Origin of the sequence: Gelria sp. Kuro-4 (assembly GCF_019668485.1) — a bacterium.
In the GTDB taxonomy this organism is placed as follows: Bacteria; Bacillota; DTU030; order DUMP01; family DUMP01; genus DUMP01.
In genome coordinates this window covers 811732-832610 of record NZ_AP024619.1, presented here as the reverse complement: position 1 = coordinate 832610, position 20879 = coordinate 811732, and the positions used below count along the sequence as shown (strand labels likewise).

At 65.8% G+C, this 20879-nt stretch carries 15 protein-coding genes; 1 reads left to right on the top strand and 14 read right to left on the bottom strand.

Features of this window, described 5'->3' with window-relative positions; translation table 11 throughout:
* Positions 1-162 precede the first annotated feature (162 nt).
* From glpX to K5554_RS04165, 12 genes are all read right to left on the bottom strand, one after another.
* Complete coding sequence (gene glpX / locus K5554_RS04220) at positions 163-1134, bottom strand: class II fructose-bisphosphatase (protein WP_221040513.1); 972 nt, start codon at positions 1132-1134, stop codon at positions 163-165.
* 35 nt (positions 1135-1169) lie between these two features.
* Positions 1170-1838 carry a fructose-6-phosphate aldolase gene (gene fsa, locus K5554_RS04215; protein ID WP_221039895.1) on the bottom strand — a complete coding sequence of 223 codons (669 nt, stop codon included), beginning with the start codon at positions 1836-1838 and terminating at the stop codon, positions 1170-1172.
* Positions 1839-1858: 20 nt separating this feature from the next.
* Positions 1859-2719 (bottom strand): class II fructose-1,6-bisphosphate aldolase, encoded by an 861-nt coding sequence (locus K5554_RS04210; RefSeq protein ID WP_221039894.1) that lies wholly within the window; start codon positions 2717-2719, stop codon positions 1859-1861.
* A gap of 146 nt (positions 2720-2865) precedes the next feature.
* Complete coding sequence (locus K5554_RS04205; protein ID WP_221039893.1) at positions 2866-3825, bottom strand: lysine exporter LysO family protein; 960 nt, start codon at positions 3823-3825, stop codon at positions 2866-2868.
* Between the two features lie 185 nt (positions 3826-4010).
* Positions 4011-4391, bottom strand: coding sequence for a response regulator (locus K5554_RS04200; RefSeq protein WP_221039892.1), 381 nt, complete (start codon positions 4389-4391; stop codon positions 4011-4013).
* Between the two features lie 112 nt (positions 4392-4503).
* Positions 4504-7845 (bottom strand): Ig-like domain-containing protein, encoded by a 3342-nt coding sequence (locus tag K5554_RS04195; protein WP_221039891.1) that lies wholly within the window; start codon positions 7843-7845, stop codon positions 4504-4506.
* Between the two features lie 124 nt (positions 7846-7969).
* Positions 7970-9853 (bottom strand): S-layer homology domain-containing protein, encoded by a 1884-nt coding sequence (locus K5554_RS04190; protein ID WP_221039890.1) that lies wholly within the window; start codon positions 9851-9853, stop codon positions 7970-7972.
* Between the two features lie 262 nt (positions 9854-10115).
* The gene (locus K5554_RS04185; protein ID WP_221039889.1) at positions 10116-11507 is read right to left on the bottom strand and encodes a S41 family peptidase; all 1392 of its coding nucleotides are present in this window, start codon (positions 11505-11507) and stop codon (positions 10116-10118) included.
* A 123-nt stretch (positions 11508-11630) separates the two neighbouring features.
* Positions 11631-12224, bottom strand: a complete 594-nt coding sequence (locus K5554_RS04180; RefSeq protein ID WP_221039888.1) for a TetR/AcrR family transcriptional regulator — start codon at positions 12222-12224, stop codon at positions 11631-11633.
* The gene (locus K5554_RS04175; RefSeq protein WP_221039887.1) at positions 12224-13459 is read right to left on the bottom strand and encodes a TolC family protein; all 1236 of its coding nucleotides are present in this window, start codon (positions 13457-13459) and stop codon (positions 12224-12226) included. The genes K5554_RS04180 and K5554_RS04175 overlap by 1 nt, the downstream gene beginning before the upstream one ends.
* Positions 13452-16601, bottom strand: a complete 3150-nt coding sequence (locus K5554_RS04170; RefSeq protein ID WP_221039886.1) for an efflux RND transporter permease subunit — start codon at positions 16599-16601, stop codon at positions 13452-13454. The genes K5554_RS04175 and K5554_RS04170 overlap by 8 nt, the downstream gene beginning before the upstream one ends.
* Positions 16598-17776, bottom strand: a complete 1179-nt coding sequence (locus tag K5554_RS04165; protein ID WP_221039885.1) for an efflux RND transporter periplasmic adaptor subunit — start codon at positions 17774-17776, stop codon at positions 16598-16600. Before K5554_RS04165 ends, K5554_RS04170 begins: the two co-directional genes overlap by 4 nt.
* A 371-nt stretch (positions 17777-18147) precedes the next feature.
* On the opposite strand from K5554_RS04165, the gene K5554_RS04160 reads away from it, so the two are divergent.
* Entirely contained in the window at positions 18148-19242 is a 1095-nt protein-coding gene (locus K5554_RS04160) for a glycerol dehydrogenase (protein ID WP_221039884.1), read from the top strand.
* Between the two features lie 75 nt (positions 19243-19317).
* Here K5554_RS04160 and K5554_RS04155 read toward each other — a convergent pair whose 3' ends face one another.
* Positions 19318-19542, bottom strand: coding sequence for a hypothetical protein (locus K5554_RS04155; RefSeq protein WP_221039883.1), 225 nt, complete (start codon positions 19540-19542; stop codon positions 19318-19320).
* A 116-nt stretch (positions 19543-19658) separates the two neighbouring features.
* Complete coding sequence (locus K5554_RS04150; protein ID WP_221039882.1) at positions 19659-20852, bottom strand: glycosyltransferase family 39 protein; 1194 nt, start codon at positions 20850-20852, stop codon at positions 19659-19661.
* Between the last annotated feature and the right edge of the window lie 27 nt (positions 20853-20879).

The following is a 20879-nucleotide window of genomic DNA, read 5'->3' as shown; positions in this document are numbered from 1 at the left end:
AGGGCCCGCACCGGGCCCCGTACAGGACACACACCGAGGAGGATTTGTTCTTAACACTGGTCGGAAATACTGTCCACTGCTATTATAACATCGTGGACTAGGACCTGTCAATAAAATGTTTCAGAACCTTTACAGACACATTGCAGAGCTGTTGCAGGCACCTTAAGCTTCACCCGGCAGGCGGAAGGGCTTGTGGGCCAAGTCATGGATGGCTTCGATGAAACGGATGGTGCGCGTCCGGGCGCGCATCACCAGCGAGGAGGTGCGCGCCTCGCTGCCCCGGTAGCGCACCCCTTTGAGCAGGTCGCCGTCGGTGATGCCCGTCACGGCGCACATCACTTCCTCACCGCGTACCAAGTCCTCCATGGTGAGAAGCCTATCCACGTCCGTGACGCCCATGCGGTGGCAGCGCTCGAGCTCTCCCGGGCTCATGGGCTTCAGCCGCGCCTGCATCTCGCCGCCCAAGCACTTCAGGGCCGCCGCCGCCAGCACCCCTTCCGGCGCGCCGCCGATGCCCCAGACGATGTCCGGTCCTTCTTCACGGATGCCGGTGGCGATGGCCGGGGCGACGTCGCCGTCGCTGATGAGCCTCAGGCGCGCCCCTGCCGCCTTGATGGCGGCGATGAGTTCGAAGTTGCGCGGCCGGTCCAGCACCACCACTACCAGGTCGCGCACATCCTTACCGGTGCCGCGGGCGACCGCCGTCAGGTTGTCGGCTACCGGCGCAGCTAGGTCGATCCGCCCCTTGGCCCAGCGCCCCACGGCGATCTTTTCCATGTAGGTGTCGGGGGCATGCAGGAGACAGCCTTCCTCGGCCACCGCCACCGTGGCAATGGCGTTAGGTAGCCCCTTGGCAAGGATGTTGGTTCCCTCCAGGGGATCAACAGCCACGTCCACCCGCGGCGGGTGGCCGCTGCCCACCCGTTCCCCGATGTAAAGCATGGGCGCCTCGTCCAGCTCGCCCTCCCCGATCACCACGGTGCCGTCCATGGCCACGGTGTCAAAGACGCTGCGCATGGCCGCCACCGCCGCCCCGTCGGCGGCCTCTTTTTCGCCCCGTCCCATCCAGCGTCCCGCGGCCAGGGCCGCCGCCTCGGTGACGCGTACCAGCTCCAGCGCCAGTTCCCGTTCGATGGCCACTTACGATCTCCTTCCAGCACTCCGCCCGCTTAGACTTCTACGCCTCGGGGCGCCTGCAGCGCCCGCCAGTCGGCCAGGAAGCGCTCGATCCCCTGCCGCGTCAGCGGGTGCTCAAAGAGCTGGCGCAGCACCTTAAAGGGGATGGTGGCAATGTGCGCCCCGGCCAGCGCCGCCTCCACCACGTGACGAGGATGGCGGATGCTGGCGGCGATCACCTCGGTGGGGTAGCCGTATAGGCGGTAAATGCTCACGATCTCCCGGACCACCGCCATGCCATCGGCGCCGGTGTCATCCAGCCGTCCCACAAACGGACTGACAAAGCTGGCCCCGGCCGCCGCCGCCAGGAGCCCCTGGGCGGTGGAGAAAACCAGGGTGACGTTGGTGCGGATACCCTCGTCCTTGAGGGCGCGCACAGCCGCCATGCCGGCCGGGGTCATGGGGATCTTAATCACCACCTGCGGGTGGAGCGCCGCCAGCTCCCGTGCCTCGCGCAGCATGCCGGCGGTGTCTTCGCTCACCACCTCGGCGCTGATGGGTCCGCCCGGCACCAGCGTGCAGATCTCCCGAATGACGCTCTGGAAGTCGCGCGCGCCGGCTTTGGCCAGGAGACTGGGATTGGTGGTAACACCGGAGAGCACGCCCCAGCCGGCCGCCTCGCGCACCTCGTCCAGGTCGGCCGAATCAAGAAAGAGCTTCATCGCTTCTCTCTCCCGTATCCTTATTTCCGCACCTGCCCGGCGGAGCCGAAGACCTGCATCTTGTGCTCGATGACCTGCTGCAAGGCTTCGCGGGCGGGGCCGAGGAGCTTGCGCGGGTCATACTCCTCCGGCTGCTCCGCCATAACCGCGCGCAGGCGGGCCGTGAAGCCCTGCCTCAGGTCGGTGTCGATGTTGATTTTGCGCACGCCCCGCGCCACCGCTTGGCGGATGGCCTCATCCGGCACGCCGGAAGACCCGTGCAGCACGATGGGGATGCCCACCCGGGCGCGAATCGCCTCCAGGCGCTCGAAGTCGAGCTTCGGTTCGCCCTTGTAAGGGCCGTGCGCCGTCCCGATGGCCACGGCCAGGGTATCCACCCCCGTTGCCTTGACAAAGGTTTCGGCCTCGTCGGGGTCGGTAAAGAAGGCCTCGCGGTCGCTCACGGTGATGTGCTCCTCCGTCCCGCCGATCCGGCCCAGCTCCGCCTCCACCGACACGCCCACCGCGTGCGCCACTTCCACCACGCGCCGCACCAGGGCTATGTTCTCTTGCAGGGGCAACTTGGAGCCGTCAATCATCACCGAGGTAAAACCGGCCCGGATGCAACGCATCACCTGATTAAAATCGGTGCCGTGGTCCAGGTGCAAGGCCACGGGAACCGTAGCCGCCTGGGCCGCCGTCCGCACCATGGCGGTGATCTGCTCCAGACCCGCGTAGTTGATGGCTCCCTGGCTGGCCTGAATGATCACCGGGCTCTTCTGGCGCTCGGCCGCCGCCACGATAGCCTGGACAAACTCCAGGTTGTTGGCGTTGAAGGCGCCCACGGCGTAACCTTCTTTTTCCGCCTGTGGCATAAGCGCCGCGATGGTAACAAGGCTCATCCTCATCCTCCATCCTTTCCTCAACCGCTTATTCACAGCATGCTTCGCGGCCCGCCTCTCCATGCGCCGCCGGGAAGCTGCTTCCTGGGTACCGTCGTTTTCGCAGATCTGAGAGAAACAGTGGAAAGTTGATACCTGACCCCGGGTTAGACCAGGAGCGGGACGAGTATGGGGGCCAGGAGGGTTAAGATGAAGCCGCTGGCAAAAGCCACCAGGCCGGCTTCTTCCCCGGCGACCTTGACGATCACCGGCAGGGTGACGTCCATGGTGGTGGCGCCGCCGGGCGCCACGGCGGCCAGCGTCCCTAAGTACCGGTACACCCAGGGCAGGATGACAATGGAAAGCGACTCGCGCAGCACGTTGCTGAGAAAGGCCAACGTTCCCAGGCGCACCGAGTGGAGCTGGCTGATGAGCACGCCGGAGAGGCTGTACCAGCCAAAGCCCGCTCCGATGGCCGCCCCCTCGTTCCATTTAAGTCCCAGGAGAAGGCCGGCCAGCATGGTCCCCACCATGCTGCCCACCGCCACCCCGGCCGGCACCAGGAGCGCCCGCAGGCCCAGGGTGGCAAACTCCTGCAGGGTATCCTGCTTCTGTCCCAGGTCCACCCCCACGGCAAAAACCAAGAGGGCGAGCGCCCCCGCAATGAGCGCGTCCGCCTGCCGCGCATAGCCCGCCGGCATGAGGCCCAGGTACCCCCCGGCCAGCCCCAGGGCCAGGGTCGCGGTGACCAGGCAAATCATTCCTTTGTCCCGTTTTTCCCCTTCCGGAACCGGCGGGAGAGGGTCGGCGGGAACAACTCGGCCGCCGGCCCGGGTGGGTGCGCGCTCCCCCCTGGCCGCCGGAAACACCAGCAAGGCACGCTCCAAGACCTTCACCGCCGCCAGGCTGCCGGCCACCGCCGCCACGGCGTAAACCGCGGCCTCCAGGCCCAGGGTGGCGAGGCCCTGCCTAAGCTCGGCGTCGCTCCCGATCTTCGCCCCCATGAGAAACAAGAGGAGCGCCACGCCGGCCGTGCCGGCCGGCCCCGCCCAGGCAGCGGCCTTACCCAGCCAGCCGCGCCGGCCCAGCACAAAACCCACCCCCAGGGCACCAATTACGTTAAGCAAACCGCTCCCTCCCGCCGGTGTCCTTCAAAAGGATGTAATTCTGGACCGGCAGCCGTTTTCCTGCCCGGGTGCGCCACAAGTAAACCGCCGGTCCAAGCCGGCGGTCTTTTCTGCGCTGCTCTTGCTTTCGTGGCATCGCTTCGCTACGGCCGCAACCACAGGCCGGAGGTTGAGAGCTGCGCCCGCTAGGCTTCCTTCGCCAGCGGGGCCAGGCAACAATCCAGCACCAGGCGGCGGGCTTCGAAGATGTCAAAGGGCTTGCGCAGCACCGCCACCACGCCGGCCTCGCGCGTGGCCTCGTTGGGGAATTCGGCTTCGCGGTAACCGGTCATTAGGATCACCGGCAGGTGCGGATGCATTCTTCGCGCCTGCTGGAGCACGAAGGTACCATCTTCTCCCGGCAGTTTCAAGTCCAGCAGCAGCACGTCCGGGCATTCAGCTTTCAGCCGCACCAGGGCCTCATCACCGCTGCCGGCGGTGATAACCCGCAGACCCTGGTCGTGGAAAAGCTCGAGGAACAGACGGCATATGCCCGGTTGGTCATCGACCACAAGGAGTGTCGGCATTGAGCCCCCCCTCCTTCGCCCCCATTCCTCCTCTCCGCTCACTAAGCTCTCAGTTTAATTTCTCCACCGGCGGCTAAAACCCTTTTTTATTTTAGAACAAGTCTTCTTTTCTCTACAGGTCATAGGCCTGGCTGCGCTCACCGCTGTTGCCCGCCGCGTCAGTCACCACCAGGCGCAGGGTATGGCGCCCCCGGAGCGGCCCCAGGTCAAGGGCGGGGAAGCTGCCGTCCTTTTCCGCCTGCGCCACCTTCACCAGCTTGTCGTCCACGTAGAGGCGCAGGTAGGCTTCCGCCTCCACCGCTCCCGGGGTTCCCTCCAAGGTGACCGTGCCGCCCGCCGTCCGGAGTACCACCGGCTGCCCCTCCTGATTCGGAAGGTACGGCAGCAGCACCACCGGGGGAACGGTATCGACTCCGTAGAAGCGGTAGGCGTCGTCCGGGTCGAACCGGTTGCCCAGTGCGTCTTCCACACCGTCAAGCGTGAGGTAGTAGCGGCCCTCGCCCAGCGAGGACGCCGCCGGCAGGTACAGCCAGACCAGGTAGTGCGCCGGGTCGTACTCCGCCCGCACAGGCTGGAAAAGGGGCCCCTGGGCCGACTCCACGCGCAGGTAATAGTTGTCGGGGTCGGAGGCGGTGTCGGCATCGAGCGGCCCGCTGAACTCCACCTTCACCCGCTGGCTGGTAGCGGCCACCACGTCCACCAGTTCCGTGCGCCCGCTCATTTCACCAAACTCCAGCGTCGCGCGCTCCCAATCCAGCACCTGAGGCGGGTTGTCCCGGTCCCGCGCCCACACCTCGAGGCGGTAGGCGTCACCGCTTCGGAAACTCTTGTTGGCCCGTACCAAGACCACCGCCCCGTAGTACTCGTAATCCAGGTTATAGCCCGTCAGATCCACCTTCACCTCCGCCACCGGCTTGCTGAAGGTGAGCCGGAAGCTGCGGCTGTCCACCGGCTCCACGTCCCGGAGGCGCAGCCGCGCCGCCGCGTCGAAGCGGGCGCGGAAGCCGGCGGTAAACGTGGGGAGGAGGCGCCCGCCGGCGTCGGCAATGGTGTTGCCGGCGCTGAAGGTGTAGTCTTCATCTTCCTCCAGGTCCTGGCCGAGCTTGAGCACCACCCGCCGCGCCTCGCCGCCGCTCTCCACCCCCAGTATGGGGATCAGCCGGCCGGACGCCTGTTCCACCAGGCCGTAGTTGCTGGCGGCATACTGCCCCTGCACGTCCTGGCCGAAGGTCACCTCCAGGCGCCGCGCATCCAGCGCCGCCACCCGGGTAACAAAGCCGCTGCCGCTCCCGGCCACCAAGTACCCGGCGGCCGGAATCATCTCTCGGCCATCGGTTCCCTCCACCCCGGAGATGAAGTAGCGGTACGATACGCCCGCCGTGAGCGGCTCGTCGAGGGTGACGCGCACCGTCTTTTCGTCATCCGCCAGGGTGACATCGTCCACGTCAATGGCCGTGCTCAAGTCATCCGCCAGGGTAAGCTGGTAGTTGCGCGCCTTTTCCGCGCTGGCGGCGCGCACCGGCCGGCTGAAGGTAACCTCGAGCTCGTCGCTGCTTCCCAGGGCGGTCTTAACCGCCGTCACCACAGGCGGGAAGGCGTCGCCCCCTGCCTCGGTGCCGTCGTAGGTAAAGTAAATCACCTGGGCGGCAGCGCGGTTTCCAGCCAGGTCGACCGCCCCTTCCGCCTGGAGCCGGTAGCGACCGCTTCGCCCCAGGTAGGCGCTCAGGCGCACCCGCCCGGGCGCCACCTGCTCGGCCCGCGCAATGTCCACCCCGCGCCCGTCGCGTTCCAGGGTATAACTCCCCACGGCGCTGAGGGGCTCGCTGAACTGCACCTCCACCGCCGTGGACGAGGCGGCCTGCGCCGCCACCACCCGGGGTGCAACGCCGTCCGGCTGCACGCTGAAAACGCGCGACTGCGGCCCCATGCGGTTACCCCACAGGTCCGCCGTTTCTGCCACCTCCAGGGTGTAGGCGGCACCCGCAGTGAGCGGCGCGGGAAAAACCAGGTTCACCGTGCGGCCGCTCACCACGGCCGCCTGCGGCGCCAGGCCGTTCTCGCGCAACCGGTAGGCCGTCGTACTTCCGGCCACCGCCGGATCTACATCCTCCGTAAAGGCAACCTCGAGCGTGGACGGCCCGGTGGAGTTTACACCCGCCAGCGCCGGGGGCTGCGTGTCCGCCTGCACGCTGAAGGTGAAGCTGAGCGGGCTGGAAGAAAGCTTCTGGCCGTACCTGTCCCGGACATTGTAAACGCTCAAGGTATACTCCTTGCCGGCCGCCAGCGCCGGCACAGTAAGCAGCACCTCACGGGACGAGACAAGCTGCGCCTCGCTGACCACACCGGGGCTGAAGGCCGTCCCGGCCAGCACTAGGGTGAAGTTCCCCTCCACACCGGCCGCGAGCGAGGCCGGGTCCAGGTCGCTGGCGAAGGCCACCTTAAGGCGCGTCGGCCCGAGCACCGTCACCCCGCCTTGCGTCCCCGGCCCGGCCGGCGGCAGGGAGCTGAAGTCCGGCGCGCTGAAGGAAAGCGAAAGCGTGTGCGCGGCCCCGCCCGCTGCAGCCACGTCGCGCACGGTGAGCAGGTAGCGCGTCCCGGTCGTGAGGACGCCGGTGGTAAGCTCCACGCTCTTTGCGTCCGCAGCCACCTGCACTGCCGTCACGGGTACCCCCACCTGCAGGCCCGTGGCCGGGACAATGCTGTAGCGCGCCGCCGTAGCCGCGCTGGCCCGGTCCACCGGGGAACTGAAGCTGACGCGCACGCGGTCGGCCGCCAGTACGGTAACCTCTGCCGTCAAGGCGCCGGGTGTGCCTCCGGCGGACGGCGGTGTCACCCGGCCGCGTTTTTGCCACACCTGCCAGGCCACCGCCGCAGCCTGGTCGCGCGTGGCCGCCTGCGAGGGAAAGAGGAAGCCCTGGTCGGTGCCGGCCAGGATGCCCCGCGCTACGGCCCGGGCCACATCGTCCTTCGCCCAGCTGGAGACGCGGTCGCCGTCCTTAAAACGGGTGAGGAAGGCCGCACTGGCGGAGGTGGTGTCGCCCAGGGCGCGCATGACCATGCTGGCCATCTCTTCGCGGGTCAACCCTTCGAAGGGGCGAAAGCGCCCCGCCTCGTCCCCCTTGACAATGCCGTAGTGGGCCGCCGTCTCCACGTAGTTGTAAAACCAGGTGCTTTGGCGGACATCGCTGAAGGTGGCAGGAACGGTCACCACCTGCGGCAGCCCGGCCGCCAGCACCAGCATTTTAACGAAGTCGGCCCGTGTCACCGGATCCCGCGGCCGGAATCTGTCGCCCGGGCTGAGCACGCCCGCCGCCACCAGGTCCTCGACCTTCGGCTCCACCCAGTGGCCTTTAAGGTCGCTGAACGTGCCGGCAGCGCGCATGGGCACCCCGCCAGCCAGAACCAGCAGAGCCGCCAGGAGCAGTGCCATGTTCTGCCTGGACCCCTTCGCCATAAGCATCCTCCTCAGCATTCACCTGTTTGCCATATGTATTCGTTGGCAAAAGATGAAAATCCTCCCGCGCGGCCGCCGAGAAAAGGCGCCGGTGTTACCCGGCGCCGTTCGCCTTTTTCCTTCTTTAATTCTCTGCTTCTATCTCGTACACCGCGCCGGCCCGGATGTGGAGCTTCACCTGCATCCCGATCGCGAGCTGCCAGAGGGTCCCTTCCTTCCCGTCGAGGCGCACGCGCACGTTGTTGGCCACCCGGTACTCCGAGCGCCGGCCGTTTTCATCTTCCACCGCCAGCGAGCCGGCACTGCCGAACTTCAGCTGCACCAAGGTCCCCGTGAGCTCCGTTTCCGCCGGTTCCGGCGTCACGGCAGCGATGCTGAGGGCCGTGTCACCTTTAACGGTCAGCTCGGCCTGCCACCCGGTGCGCAGCGCATCCAGGGTCGCTGCCCTACCATCCAGGCTGATGCGCGTGTCGTCCGTTACCCGGTAGGTATAAACCTGCCCGCTCCGCGTCTTCACGCTCAGCGAGGGATTGTCGCCCAAAACCAGCGTGACAATGGTCCCGGCGATGTCCTTCTCCTCCGGCTCGGGGCGGGTCGCCTCAACGCGCAGCGCCTCACCCGCCGCCGCCTGGACGCGCACCTCGTCGCCCGGCCTCAGGTCCTCCAGCACCGCCGGCCCGCTGTTCAGGCGAATGCGGGTTCGGTCGGTGACGCGGAAGGTGTAGCGCGTCCCCTTCTTATCCACCAGGGAAAGGGCCGTCCGCCCATTCGTCACGATGGCCGTCACGCGCCCGGCCACCTCCTGCTGCTCCGGCTCGGCGGCGATCTCCGTCGCCACCAGGCGGTCGCCCGTACGGTAGCCCTGCACCTCGACCTTTTGCCCCAGCTCCAGGTCGCTCAGGAACACGTCGTGCCTGGCCAGGGTGATCACGGTGTCATCTTCCACGGCAAAGGTGGTCTCCTCACCGCCGGCGGCCCGTACGGTAAGGGAAGCATCCAGGCCCAGCGTCAGGCCGCTGATGGTACCCTTGGCCGCCACCTTTTGCGGTGCCGGGGTTTGGGCGCGGACGTAAACCGCCTCGACGTCACCGCCGGCGCTCCGCGTCAGCACCAGCCAGGCCCGCTGACCTGGGGCCAGGTCCTCCACCTCAGCAGCTTTGCCGTCCACATAGACGGCACACTCCGCGGCCAAGGTGTAAGTGAGCTGCCCCTGCTGTGTCTTAAGGGTAACGGTCGCCGCCTCGTCGGCATCGCCGGTCGTCACCTGGACAAGTTCCCCGTACACCTGCTGGCGCCAAGGCCCGGAGGTTACCGGCGACAGCCGGCTGAGGATCAGGGAGAGGATCTTCGCCATCTGCCCCCGGTTCACATAGTCAAAGGGCAGCCAGCGACCGCCGGGCGCGCCCACCATGATGCCCCGCTGCGCCACAATGAGGATGTACAGCTGAAGGTCCGTAGGCACCCCGGCCAGATCGGTGAAGTTGAGCCCTGCCGGCCGGGTTCCGGCAAGTTCCTCTTCCCCGAACAGCCGCGCTACGTACCGGGCCACGTCGAGGCGCGTGGCCTTTTTGCCGCTTTGCCAGCGGGAGACCTCCTCGGGGGTGACCAGCCCGCGCTCCACCGCCACACGCACGTAGCCGCGCGCCCACAGCGGCACCCGTGCCAGGTAATCGGCCCGCAGGTCCTCAGGGCCGTACCCCAGGGCTTTCTCTTCCAGTCCCAGGGCGCGCACCAGGAGGGCCAGCACCTGCGCGCTTTCCACCTCGTCGTCCGGGGCGAAGTAATCGGCGTTCACGCCCCGCACGAGCCCGGTCGCCGCCAGCTCGGTGATGTACTCGCGCGCCCAGCTTTTCTCGATGTCTTTAAACTTAAACTTGGGGGCCTTCTGCGCGGCCTGCCCGGGGCCGCCGTGGCCTTTGGGCGCCGCCAGGCCGGCCTGGGGCAGGACCGTGGTTACCAGCACCGCCGTCAAGAGGAACACCGTCAGTATGCGTAATGGTTTCTTCATCCACCCTTCCTCCTTTCCACTCCGCAGGTTTTTTCAGCACCGTCCACCCAGCGAAGCTTCCCCGGCCGCGCTCCTCGGCCCGCGCGCCCCCAGGCCGAGCGCGGGAAGCCTTCCCCTCTCGCAGATATAAGTCGCAGCGCCGCGGTCTTTTCCGGGGGGCAAGGATACTGGAAAATATGACCAGCAGCTCTACCCCCGCCGCTGCCCGCAGGCGCACAAGAATGGGGCGCAGTGAGTTGCGCCCCTACGCCACGGTCCCGCTCTACGCGGCTTTCTTGGCCAAGAGCCCACGCAGAACCTGGATCGCCTTCTCAAGCTGCACGTCCTTGACGCCCTCGCCGCTCAGGCGCTGGTTGAGGGCGGCCAGCGTGGCGTCGTCCAGCACGCCACTGGCCGGCAGGGCGGCATCCCACTGCAGGTGGCGCACCGCCTCTTGCGTCTCGGGGCCGTAAATACCGTCCACTTTGGTGATGTTGTACCCCAGCGCCTGCAGCCTCCGCTGCAGCTCGGCCACATCCAGCCCGCCTTTGCCCGGCCGGAGCAGGCGGGTGACCTTGAGCGGCCCCAGGCCCTCGTAGTGCGGCGCCGGCACCACCACGTCCGGGGTGATGCCCTGCTTGTTGATGGAGCGCCCGTTCGGGGTGAGGTAATGGCCGATGGTCAGCTTCACCGCACCGCCGTTGGCCAGGCGGAAGACATCCTGCACCGTGGCCTTGCCGAAGGTCTTTTCGCCCACCAGGACACCCGCCTTCCTGTCCTGGACCGCGCCGGCAACAATCTCGGCCGCGCTGGCGCTGCCGCCGTCCACCAGCACCACCAGCGGCCAGCGCTCCCGGGGCAGATCGGAGCTTAAGACGCGGCGCTCCTTTTGCTGCCGCTCCTCGACATACACCACCGGCCCGGCGGGAACGAACTCGCGCGCCACCTCCAGCGCCTGGGCCAGAAGCCCGCCCGGGTTGCCCCTCAGGTCCAGGATGACCCCCCGCATGCCCTGTTTACTCAGCTGATCCAGAGCCTCGCGCAGGCGCTGGCCGGCGTGCTCGTTGAAGTTCGTCAGCCGCACATAGCCGTACCCTTCCGGCAGGAGCTTGCTCTCCACCGGGTTGACCTCGATTATCTCCCGCGTGATGGGCACACTGAAGGTCTTGCCGCCGCGCTCAATCTCCAGCACCACCTCCGTGCCCGCTTTACCCCGCATCAGCTGGCCGGCCGTGTCCATGTCCACGCCGCGGATGTCGCGGCCGTCCACCCGGATGATGCGGTCGCGCGGGCGGATGCCGGCCCGGTCGCCCGGCGTGCCCTTAATGGGCGCCACCACCACAATGTAGCCTTCTTCCTCGGTGATCACAATGCCTACACCGCCGAAGGTGCCGTTGGTGCCGGCCTGGAAGTCCTGAAACTCCTGGGGCGTCAGGTAAGTGGAGTACGGGTCGCCCAAGGAATCCACCATGCCCCTAAGTGCCCCGTCGATGAGCCGATTCGCCGGCACTTCCTCCACATAGGACTCGCGCACCCGGTTCAGCACCTCGAGGAACACCGCCATGCCCTCATCCGTGCTGCCCACCGCGCGCACCAGGGTGGGCATCTCCAGGGCCAGGGTAGCCAAGATGACAGCTACGACCGTTGCCAGTACCAGCCATTTTTTTCCGCGCATCCGCTTCATCTCCATTACAGAGTCGGGGAGGCGAGCCTCACTCACCTTTACTGCATTATGTATTCGGCGCCGGGCAGGAGAAAACCTGCCCGCCCGGCTCCTTACCCAGACAAAAATTGTAAGCTATTCCGGCTTCCCCGGCGCGGCCCGCAGGCCGTTGAGGAAAAGGTCGCTCACTGTCTCTGCCACGACGCCCGGATCCCGGTCCAGGTGCTCAAAAAAGTTCATGCCGGCCGCCGCCAGGGCGCCCAGAAAAGCCCGCGCCGCAACCCGGCCCTCCACGTGCCGGAGCCGCCCCTGGGCCATCCCGGCGGCGAGGATGCGGGCGATCCTTTCTTCCACGGAACGGCGCATGACCAGGACGCGTTCTTTGAGCCGTTCCGAGAGCACCCCCGGATCCCCGGCCACAATGTGAGCCAGGTCCATGTGCCCCACCACGAAGGCTACGTGCAGGCGGGCGATGCGCCGCAGCTTCTCCTCCGCCGGCCGGGGCGCGGCCAGTTCCTCATCCAGGCAGTTCAAATAGCGGGTCATGCCCTGCTCCACCGCCCGTTCAAAGATCGCCTGCTTGGAGGCGAAGTACTCGTAGATGGTACCCTTGCCCACCCCCGCCGCCCGGGCGATATCCTCCACGCGCGCCTGGCTGAAGCCCTGCTCCCCAAAAACCTTTAGAGCGGCCGCGAGGATCGCCTCGGCCTTCCCGGTCGTTTGCTCCACTAGAAGCCGCCACCTCCCGCCGCTGAGGCAGCAGGCGCGGTGGAACCGCCGGCGGCCGTGCTTGTTCCCGCTGGAGCAGCTGCACCGGTGGACCCCTGCCCGCTGCCGCTGCTGAGGCTGAGTCCCAGGGCCGCCGCCCTGAGGCTGGCGGCGGCCAAGGCGGCGCTCTGCTCCACGCCGGTAAGGCTGCTCCTGGCCTGGGCCAGAGCGCGTTCGGCCTGCAGGACGTCCAGCTGGGTGGCGGCGCCCAGCTTGAGTTTGGCCTGGGCCAGGCGCAGATTTTCGGCCGCCTGGTCCACCGCTTTGCCCGCCGGCCCCAGCTGTTCGTACGCCGCCAAGAGCAGGTTGTAGCTGGAGCGCACCCCCGTCTCCACCGCCAGCCGGGTATCGGTAAGCTTCAGCGCGGCGCTCAGGGCAGTATACTCGGCGCCCTTATACTTGTAAGTGATCTCGGGGTACCAGCGCTTGGTCAGGTCAAACCGCCTGTCGGCCAGCTCTTTCTCCAAAGCCGCCGCCTTGATCTCGAGGCTGTTCTCCAGCGCCTGCGCTACGGTTTTCTCCAGGTCAAACTCTTCCTTCTCTACCGGCGCCGGGGCCGGCTTGACCGCCGTGTTTAGGTCGAGGCCGATTTCCTTAAGGAGCGCCAGGCGCTTGGCTTCCCGCGCGCTTTCGGCCGCCAGGCGCCCGGCGCGGGCCTGGGCCAGTGCCGTCTCCGCCGCCAAGAGCTGGGCGGGTGTAGCCATCCCTACCTCGGCCTGGGCTGCGGCAGCCCGCTGGAACTCAGCCGCCTCTTTTTCCGCCGCCTCGGCCTGGGCCAGGTCCGCCTCGGCCTTGAGGAGGTCGTAGTAGGCCCGCTTCACCGCCAGGCGCACTCCTTCGCCCGCCAGGTCGTAAGACGCCTGGGCCAGGGCAAGCTGCTGCTCGGCCTGCCACAGGCCGTTTTCTTTTATAAAGGTCGATTCAAAATCCAGAGGGAACCTAGCGTCTGCCAGGTCCTCCAACTTATCAACAGCACTCTTGGCCTCCTTGAGTCCCAGCTTGGCCCGGTCCAGCGCCACTTGCGCGAGCTTGATTTGCGGGCTGTTTTTCCCCGCCAGCTCGAGGCACTCCTCCAGGGTAAGCTCCCGCGGCGCCGCGGCCGCCCCCGCCGCTCCCGGCCAGGCGGCGGCAACCACCAGCACCGTGAGGAGGGCCGCACACCACCTGCTCCCCGGCAGGTGCCGCCACTTAAGCATTCGTTCCCACTCCCTTCGTCTCCTCGTGCCCGATGACAATGCGCCGCAGGCGCCGCCGCAGGCCGCTCCCGATGTCCTCGAACAGGGTATAAACAAGGGGAACAACCACCAGGGTAAGCAGGGTGGACATCGAGAGCCCGCCGATCACCGTAATCGCCAGCGGCGCCTGCATCTCGCCGCCTTCGCCCAAGCCGAGGGCCAGGGGAATTAAACCGAGCACGGTGGTCAAGGTGGTCATCAGGATCGGCCGCAGGCGGACGGGCCCCGCCGTGAGGATGGCCTCGCGCATGCCGAGTCCCCGCGCCCGCAGCGCGTTGATGTAATCCACCAGGACGATGGCGTTGTTGACCACAATCCCGGCCAGGACGATAACGCCGATAAAGGCGGGCACGGATACGGCCTTGCGCGTGATGAGCAACGCCAGCACCACCCCTATCAGGGCGAGCGGCATGGAGAACATAATGGTTAAGGGATGAAGGAGGGACTCAAACTGCGCCGCCATCACCATGTAGACCAGAATCACCGCCAGACCGAGCGCCAAGCTGAGCCCGGCGAAGGCATCGGCCATCTCCTTGTTCTGCCCGCCGAAGGTAATGGTGTACCCGGGCGGCAGTTTGAGCCCGGCCAGCTGGCGCCGGATGTCCTGGCTGACGCCGCCGAGCGGTCTCCCAAAAACATCGCACGAAACCGTCACCACGCGGGCCTGGTCCTCGCGGTCGATCGTCACCGGGCCGCGGGCGATCACGATATCGGCCACATCGGCGAGGGGTACGGTGAGCCCTGTCGGCGTCGAGATGAGCAGGCTGCGCAGAGCGGCCAAACTGTTGGCGCTTTCTTCCGCCAGCTGGACGCGGATGTCCTTTTCTTTGCCGCCCACGCGGTATTCGGTCGCCACCTGCCCCTGGACGGCCGTGCTTACGGTTTGGGCCACCTGCGCGGCGCTCAGCCCCAGCGAAGCCGCTTTGGCCCGGTTAAGCCGCACCTGCACCTCCGGTCGGCCTTCGCTGAAGCTCGTCTGAACCTCCCTCGTCCCCGGAACCTCGGCCACCAGCGCTTCCGCCTTGGCGGCCAGACCGCGCAGTACGTTCAGGTCGTCGCCGCGGATGCTCAAAGTTATGGCCTGAGACACCCCGCCGCCGCCCATGCTCATGACGTCCGAAACCGACACACGAATCTCCGCTCCCGGGATCTTTGCGACCTGGCGGCGGATGGCATCCGCTATCTCGCGGTCGGAACGGCGCCGTTCGCTCTTGGGTTTCAGCTCGATATTCAGGCTGGCGGTGTTGGAATCACTGCCGCTCATGCTGCCGCCCTGCAGTGACCGGCCTGCGCTGACAAAGACTGTCTCCACCTCGGGATAAGCCGCGACGATCTGCCCTACACGCTCAGCAACTTTATCTGTTTCTTCCAGGGTTGTGCCTGAGGGGAGCTTAACGCTGACGCTCAGACGGCCGGCGTCGGTCGCAGGGAAAAACTCTGCGCCCACCAGGGGAACGGCCAGAAGGCTCAGAATAAAGGCTGCTGCTGCTCCTAAAAGGGCCCCCCTCCGGTGATCCAGGGCCCAGGCCAAGAGAGCGCGGTAGCGGTCGTTAAGCGCCGCGAGCCGGCGGCCCACCCAGTGGGAAGCCCGGTAGAAAACGCTGGGCCGCCCCGGAGTTGTGCCGCTGTTTCCGTTGATAACCAAGATCTTGCTCGCCAGCATAGGCACAACGGTAAGCGCCACCAGGAGCGAAGCCAGGAGGGAAAAGGTAACGGTGAGGGCCAGCTCGCGGAAGATCTGGGCCGTCAGCCCTTGGATGAACACGATCGGCAGAAACACGGCAATCGTGGTCAGGGTGGAAGCGGTGATGGCCATGGCCACCTCGCCGGCGCCGTTTTGAGCGGCCAGGAGGCGGCTTTCTCCCTCTTCACGGTGGCGGTAGATGTTCTCCAGGACGACGATCGAGTTATCCACCAGCATGCCGACCCCGAGGGCCAACCCGCCGAGGGACATCATGTTGAGAGTGAGCCCGTTGAAGTACACCAGGGTGAAGGTGGCAATGATGGAGATGGGGATAGAAAGGGCGATCACCAGCGTACTCCTGACGTTACGCAGAAAGAGGTACAAGATGATGATGGCCAGCACAGCGCCCGAAACGGCATTGGAGGTCAGGTTGCCTATAGAGCGCTGAATGAACTTCGCCTGGTCAAACACGTAGGAGTATTTGATCCCGCTGAGCTCTCGGCTCAGCCTATCCATTTCCCGATGCACCTGGTCGGCTACCTTTACTGTGTTGGCACCCGCCTCTTTTTGAATCATAATCCCGATGCTGGGGCGGCCGTTAAGCAGGGTGTACTCCTTTTGGTCCTCCACTTCCTCTACGTCCGCCAGGTCGCCCAAGCGTACGCCGACCCCCTGGGGGCTCATAAGCACCAAGTTCCGAAGCTCGTCCAGGCTTTTGAACTCACCGGCGGTCCTCAAAATAAACTCGCGCGTGCCTTGGTCGATGGTTCCTCCGGGCATGTTGAGGTTCTCCGCCTTCAGTGCCTGCACAAGCTGGGCGAGCGAGAAACCGTACCCGGCAAGCCGCCGGCTGTCCACCAGCACCCGCACTTCTTCCTGCGGCCCGCCCATCACGGTTGCATACGCCACACCATCGATGCGCTCGAGCCGCGGAGCCACCTTGTCCTCCAATAACGTCTTCAGCGAAGCCAGATTCCGTCCTTCGCTGGACACACTGAGGATCGTAATCGGCATCATAGAAGGGTCGAACTTCACCACCATCGGCCGGTCGACGCCGTCCGGCAGGCGGGACAGAGCGAGGTCGATCTTCTCGCGCATGTCCAGGGTGGCAAAATCCATGTCCGTGCCCCAGTTAAACTGAACGATTATCGTGGCCGCATCGGCCGAACTGATCGACTGGATTGAATCGACATTGCTCACGGTGGCCAGCACGCTCTCCAAGGGTTTGGCCACGAGCTCCTCTATCTCCTCGGGTCCTGCCCCGGGGTAAGTGGCCATGACAGCAGCAATAGGCAGCGTCATTTTGGGCAGAAGATCGATGGAAATGCGCGTAAGGGAGACAGTCCCTAAAACGATGAGGACCAGAATCACCATGGTGACTGCAACCGGCCGCCGCGTCGAAAACTGCGCCAGGTTCACTTGCCTTCACCCCGGCCTTCTACGGTTACCGGTACCCCGTCTTCCAAGTAGTCCTGTCCGGTGACCACCAAGTCCTCGCCTTCCTTGACGCCGCTCAGGACCTCCACCACTTCGTCGTTGCCCAAGCCCAACTTCACTTCACGGCGGCGCGCCGTATCATCGCTCACTACATAGACTACCTGCTTATCCCCTTCCAAGATCACGGCGTCCTGCGGCACCACCACTACACCCTGGCGGGTCTCCGTGGCGAGGCGCACTTCAGCAAACATCCCAGGCTTAAGCACGTATCCCGGGTTTTCCAAGGTCACCTCGCCGAGGAAACTCCGCGTCTTGGGATCGGCGGCCGGAGCCAGGGAAGTGAGTTTGCCCGTAAACTCCTTTCCCTTCAGGCTGGCTATGCGCACCTTCGCCGCTTGCCCTTCTTTAAGATGGACGACATCCTTCTCCGGCACGTTGACCTCGATTTTTACCCGCTCCATATTCACAATAGTCGCCACCAACGCTCCCGGGCCGACGGTTTGTCCAACCTCCACCGGGAGGCTGGCCACCACGCCCGCAATCGGCGCTGTGACGGTCGCGTTTTCGAGCTGCGAACGCGCCAGCTCCAAGGCCGCTTGAGCCTGCTCATAGCGGGCTTGCGCCGCTCTTTCTTGATCCAACACGGCCTGGTACTGCGCCGCCGCTCCCGCTGCCCGCGCCTTCGCCTGCTCCCAGGCCTGCTCGGAGGCAAGGCCCTGTTCCTTTAAACTCTCAATGCGCTTGAGGTCGGCCTGCGCGCTTTCCAGGGCCACGCGCGCGCCTGCCGCTGCGGCCGACTCGCCTGAAGCCGGCGGCAGCGAAGCCTCAGCCACCTTCAGGTTGGCCTCCGCCTGACGCACCTGTTCAGCCACATCCTTTTTGTCCAGTTCCACCAGCACCTGGCCCGCTTCAACCTTTCCGCCGACGCGCACCCTAACCGCCGCCACCCGGGCGGAAAGCTTGGCCGGCACAGGCACCTCCGTCTCAGCCTCAACGCGGCCGGTCAGCGTGCTGGTGACCTGGATATCCCCGCGCGCCACCTTGGCCACCTCCACCGCCACAGGCTGGGGACCTGCCTCTTTTGCCGGCGGTTTGCAGCCGCTCAAAGCTAAAAGGACTACAGCGAGCATTCCCCACACTATGTAGCGCTTTGGCATCCTTTCTCCTCCCGTTCTCCAGCGTGTGTCTCCCAGAAACGACCCTTCTCAACACTGCTTCCCCGCCACGGGGTCTGGCAGGCGGACAAGTCCCGACCGACCGGTCGGTCAGTTAGAACAGCTTCATTATATGCCGCGTTCCACTTGCTGTCAATCTATACCGTCGGTGCTGAAACAGCATATGAAACAGCATACTAAGTAAGAACAAGGCTGATACAAGGCAAAAAAGTCACCTTGTGGCCCCGACAAAAAACGCTTATCATTAGCGCAGAAGGTTTGGACAGGGGAGGGGAATAGACGGCAGGTAACTGGCCAAACTAGCTCATTGGCGGCTTAGGGAGTCCTAATGCAACCTGAAAGGAGTGACCCAAATGGTGAAAGCTCTGATCTCCCCTGGGAAGTACGTGCAGGGCGCAGGTGCCCTCAAGGAGGCCGGCGAGTTCATCGGGCCCTTGGGCAAAAACGCCCTGGTGCTCACCTCCAAGAGCGCCTGGCGCACGGCCGGCGAAACGCTGGAGCAGGGCCTGGCCGGCATTAAGGTCACGGTGGAGCACTTCGGCGGCGAGTGCAGCAAGCCGGAAATTGAGCGGGTAAGAAAGATCGCCCAGGAAGCCGGCGCAGAGGTGATAGTCGGCTTCGGCGGCGGCAAAACCCTGGACACCGCCAAGGCCGTGGGCTACTACATGAGCCTGCCGGTGGCCATTCTCCCCTCCATCGCCGCCACGGATGCACCCTGCAGCGCCCTCTCCGTGGTCTACACGCCTGAAGGGGTCTTTGAGGAGTACCTGGTGCTGCCCCGCAACCCGAACCTGGTGCTGGTGGACACCCACCTCATCGCCCAGGCGCCGGCCCGCTTCCTGGTCTCCGGCATGGGCGACGCTCTGGCCACCAAGTTTGAGGCCGATGCTGCGAGCGCCGCCCGTAAGCCGGCCCTCTCGGGCGGCACACCCACCGCCACCGCCATCGCCCTGGCCGACCTCTGCTACCGCACGCTTCTGGAGCACGGTTATGCGGCCAAACTGGCGGCAGAAAAGCGGGCCGTCACACCGTCCCTGGAAAAGGTGGTCGAGGCCAACACCCTGCTCTCCGGCCTGGGCTTTGAAAGCGGAGGACTGGCCGCGGCCCACGCCATCCACAACGGCTTCACCGCCCTGGAGGCCACCCACCACTACTACCATGGGGAAAAGGTGGCCTTCGCCACCCTGGCTCAACTGGTGATGGAGGGGCAGCCTATGGACACCATCTACGAGGTGCTGGACTTCTGCCGGACGGTGGGGCTTCCCACCACCCTGGCCGAGCTGGGCATCGAGAACCCTACCCGCGCCGACCTCTTGAAGGTGGCCCAGGGCGCCACCGCACCCAACGAGACCATCCACAACGAGCCCTTCCCGGTGACGGCGGAGATGGTGGTGGATGCCATCCTGGCCGCCGACGCCTTGGGGCGGGACGAGGTGTGCTGCGAGTAAGAACCAGGCGGGGGTCCGAGGAAGGGACCCCCGCCTGCTTTTTGTCCACTGCGCGCCCGACCTTAAGCAGCCACTTCAGTGACGCAAGGTGAGTAAGGCCACCGTGATGCCCACCTGCCCCACCCAGAAGACAAACATCCACCGGATTAGCTCCGCCTTGGTTTCGGCCAGGCGGCGCTCCAGTCTTTCCACGGCCGTTTCGTTCCACACCTCTTTCGCACTGGCCAGCGATGCGTTGACCAGCTCCACCAGGTCACGGGCACCGTCTTCACCGAGTCTCTGCCGTAGCGTTTCGGGCAAAAGCAAGACACCCACGGTTCTCGCCACGTTGTGTGTTGGGTCCTAACTTCATTGTAGCAAAAAGCCGTCTGGTCATCCAGCTCTTCTTCAGGAAAATGCCGCCCGGGTACGGCGGTCTACGACTCGAGAACGCGGCGGAGCCGAAGCAGCACCTCGGCCGCCCCGCCGGCGGTAAGGAGCACCCAGAAAGGCTCCACCACCAGGCGGTAGCGGGAGGCGTAGTAGATGGCCACGATGATGGCGTTGTAGTAGAGGATAAAGAGGACGAGAAAGAGCGTGCCGCGCCAGCGCCGCCGGGTAAGGATGGCTCCGGCCACAGCCAAAGCACCCCAGACGGGCGGCTCCAGGTGAGGCAGGCCCCGCTCTCGGGCGTAGCGGGTGATGTACCAGTCCGAAGGTTTGGTCCAGAACCACTTGAACTTGGTCCAGGCCAGCTCCAGCTCCCGGCGCGGATGCGTCCGGATAAACTCCAGGCCGCGGCGGTAGCCGAGCCTGCCCCCCTCGGGCGAGCCGCCCAGGATGATCACCGCGTCCGTCTTCTGCCCCATGTCCACCCAGGTGCCGTTGGCCCGCTCGTTGTGCCCGATGTAAAAGTTGATGCCGCCGTTAACATCCACCAGCACCAGGTCGCCCGTGACAATATAGTTGCGCACCACCCAGGGCAGGAGGGTGAGAAGGAGCACCGCTCCCATGAGCAAGACGCGTCCCAGCACCGGGCGCAGCCGGCGCCCCCAGAGGAGCCAGTACCAGGGGAGCACCAGCACCGGCACCAGGAGCGACACCGGGCGCGTCAGGGTGGCCAGGCCCAGCAGGAACCCGGCCGCGGCGGCATCCCGCACCGCCTGCGTGCGGGCCAGGCGGTACAGGTAGTAAACGGCGGCCATAAGAAAAAAGAGGAACAAAGTCTCGGAAAAAGCGAGGCCCGTGTAGTAGATGAGGGGTAGGTACACCGCCAGACCGAGGCCGCCCAGAAGGCCCGCCGAGCGGCTCCCGAAGGCCGCCCGCCCGATGGCGCAGCCCAGGGCGCAGGTGGCCGCCCCGAGGAGCGCCTGCAGGTAGCGCACGGCCGTCCAGTAGCCCTCGGGACCGAAGAGGCGGATGAGGCCGCCGGAGAGAAAGATAAAGCCCGGCGGCCAGTAGGCGCCCGCGCCGTAGTAAATCCCCTGCGCCACCCGCAGCGAGTACTGGTACATGCTGGCGATGTCGGGGTGGGCCTTGTTGGTGACAAAGCCCCAGTTAAAGAGAAGGCGCAGCGCCAGGGCCGCCGCGAACACCAGGGCCGCGTCGCGCCACCAAGTTCTCCTTTCCACGGTCATCCCACCTTGAGGCCCCTTGGG

What these genes read in the sequence shown, in the direction of transcription:
- K5554_RS04160 (WP_221039884.1), top strand. Translation starts at nt 18,148, where the DNA reads ATGGTGAAAGCTCTGATCTCCCCTGGGAAGTACGTGCAGGGCGCAGGT.
- K5554_RS04210 (WP_221039894.1), bottom strand. Translation starts at nt 2,719, where the DNA reads ATGAGCCTTGTTACCATCGCGGCGCTTATGCCACAGGCGGAAAAAGAA.
- K5554_RS04175 (WP_221039887.1), bottom strand. Translation starts at nt 13,459, where the DNA reads ATGCTTAAGTGGCGGCACCTGCCGGGGAGCAGGTGGTGTGCGGCCCTC.
- K5554_RS04195 (WP_221039891.1), bottom strand. Translation starts at nt 7,845, where the DNA reads ATGGCGAAGGGGTCCAGGCAGAACATGGCACTGCTCCTGGCGGCTCTG.
- fsa (WP_221039895.1), bottom strand. Translation starts at nt 1,838, where the DNA reads ATGAAGCTCTTTCTTGATTCGGCCGACCTGGACGAGGTGCGCGAGGCG.
- K5554_RS04185 (WP_221039889.1), bottom strand. Translation starts at nt 11,507, where the DNA reads ATGCGCGGAAAAAAATGGCTGGTACTGGCAACGGTCGTAGCTGTCATC.
- K5554_RS04190 (WP_221039890.1), bottom strand. Translation starts at nt 9,853, where the DNA reads ATGAAGAAACCATTACGCATACTGACGGTGTTCCTCTTGACGGCGGTG.
- K5554_RS04165 (WP_221039885.1), bottom strand. Translation starts at nt 17,776, where the DNA reads ATGCCAAAGCGCTACATAGTGTGGGGAATGCTCGCTGTAGTCCTTTTA.
- K5554_RS04200 (WP_221039892.1), bottom strand. Translation starts at nt 4,391, where the DNA reads ATGCCGACACTCCTTGTGGTCGATGACCAACCGGGCATATGCCGTCTG.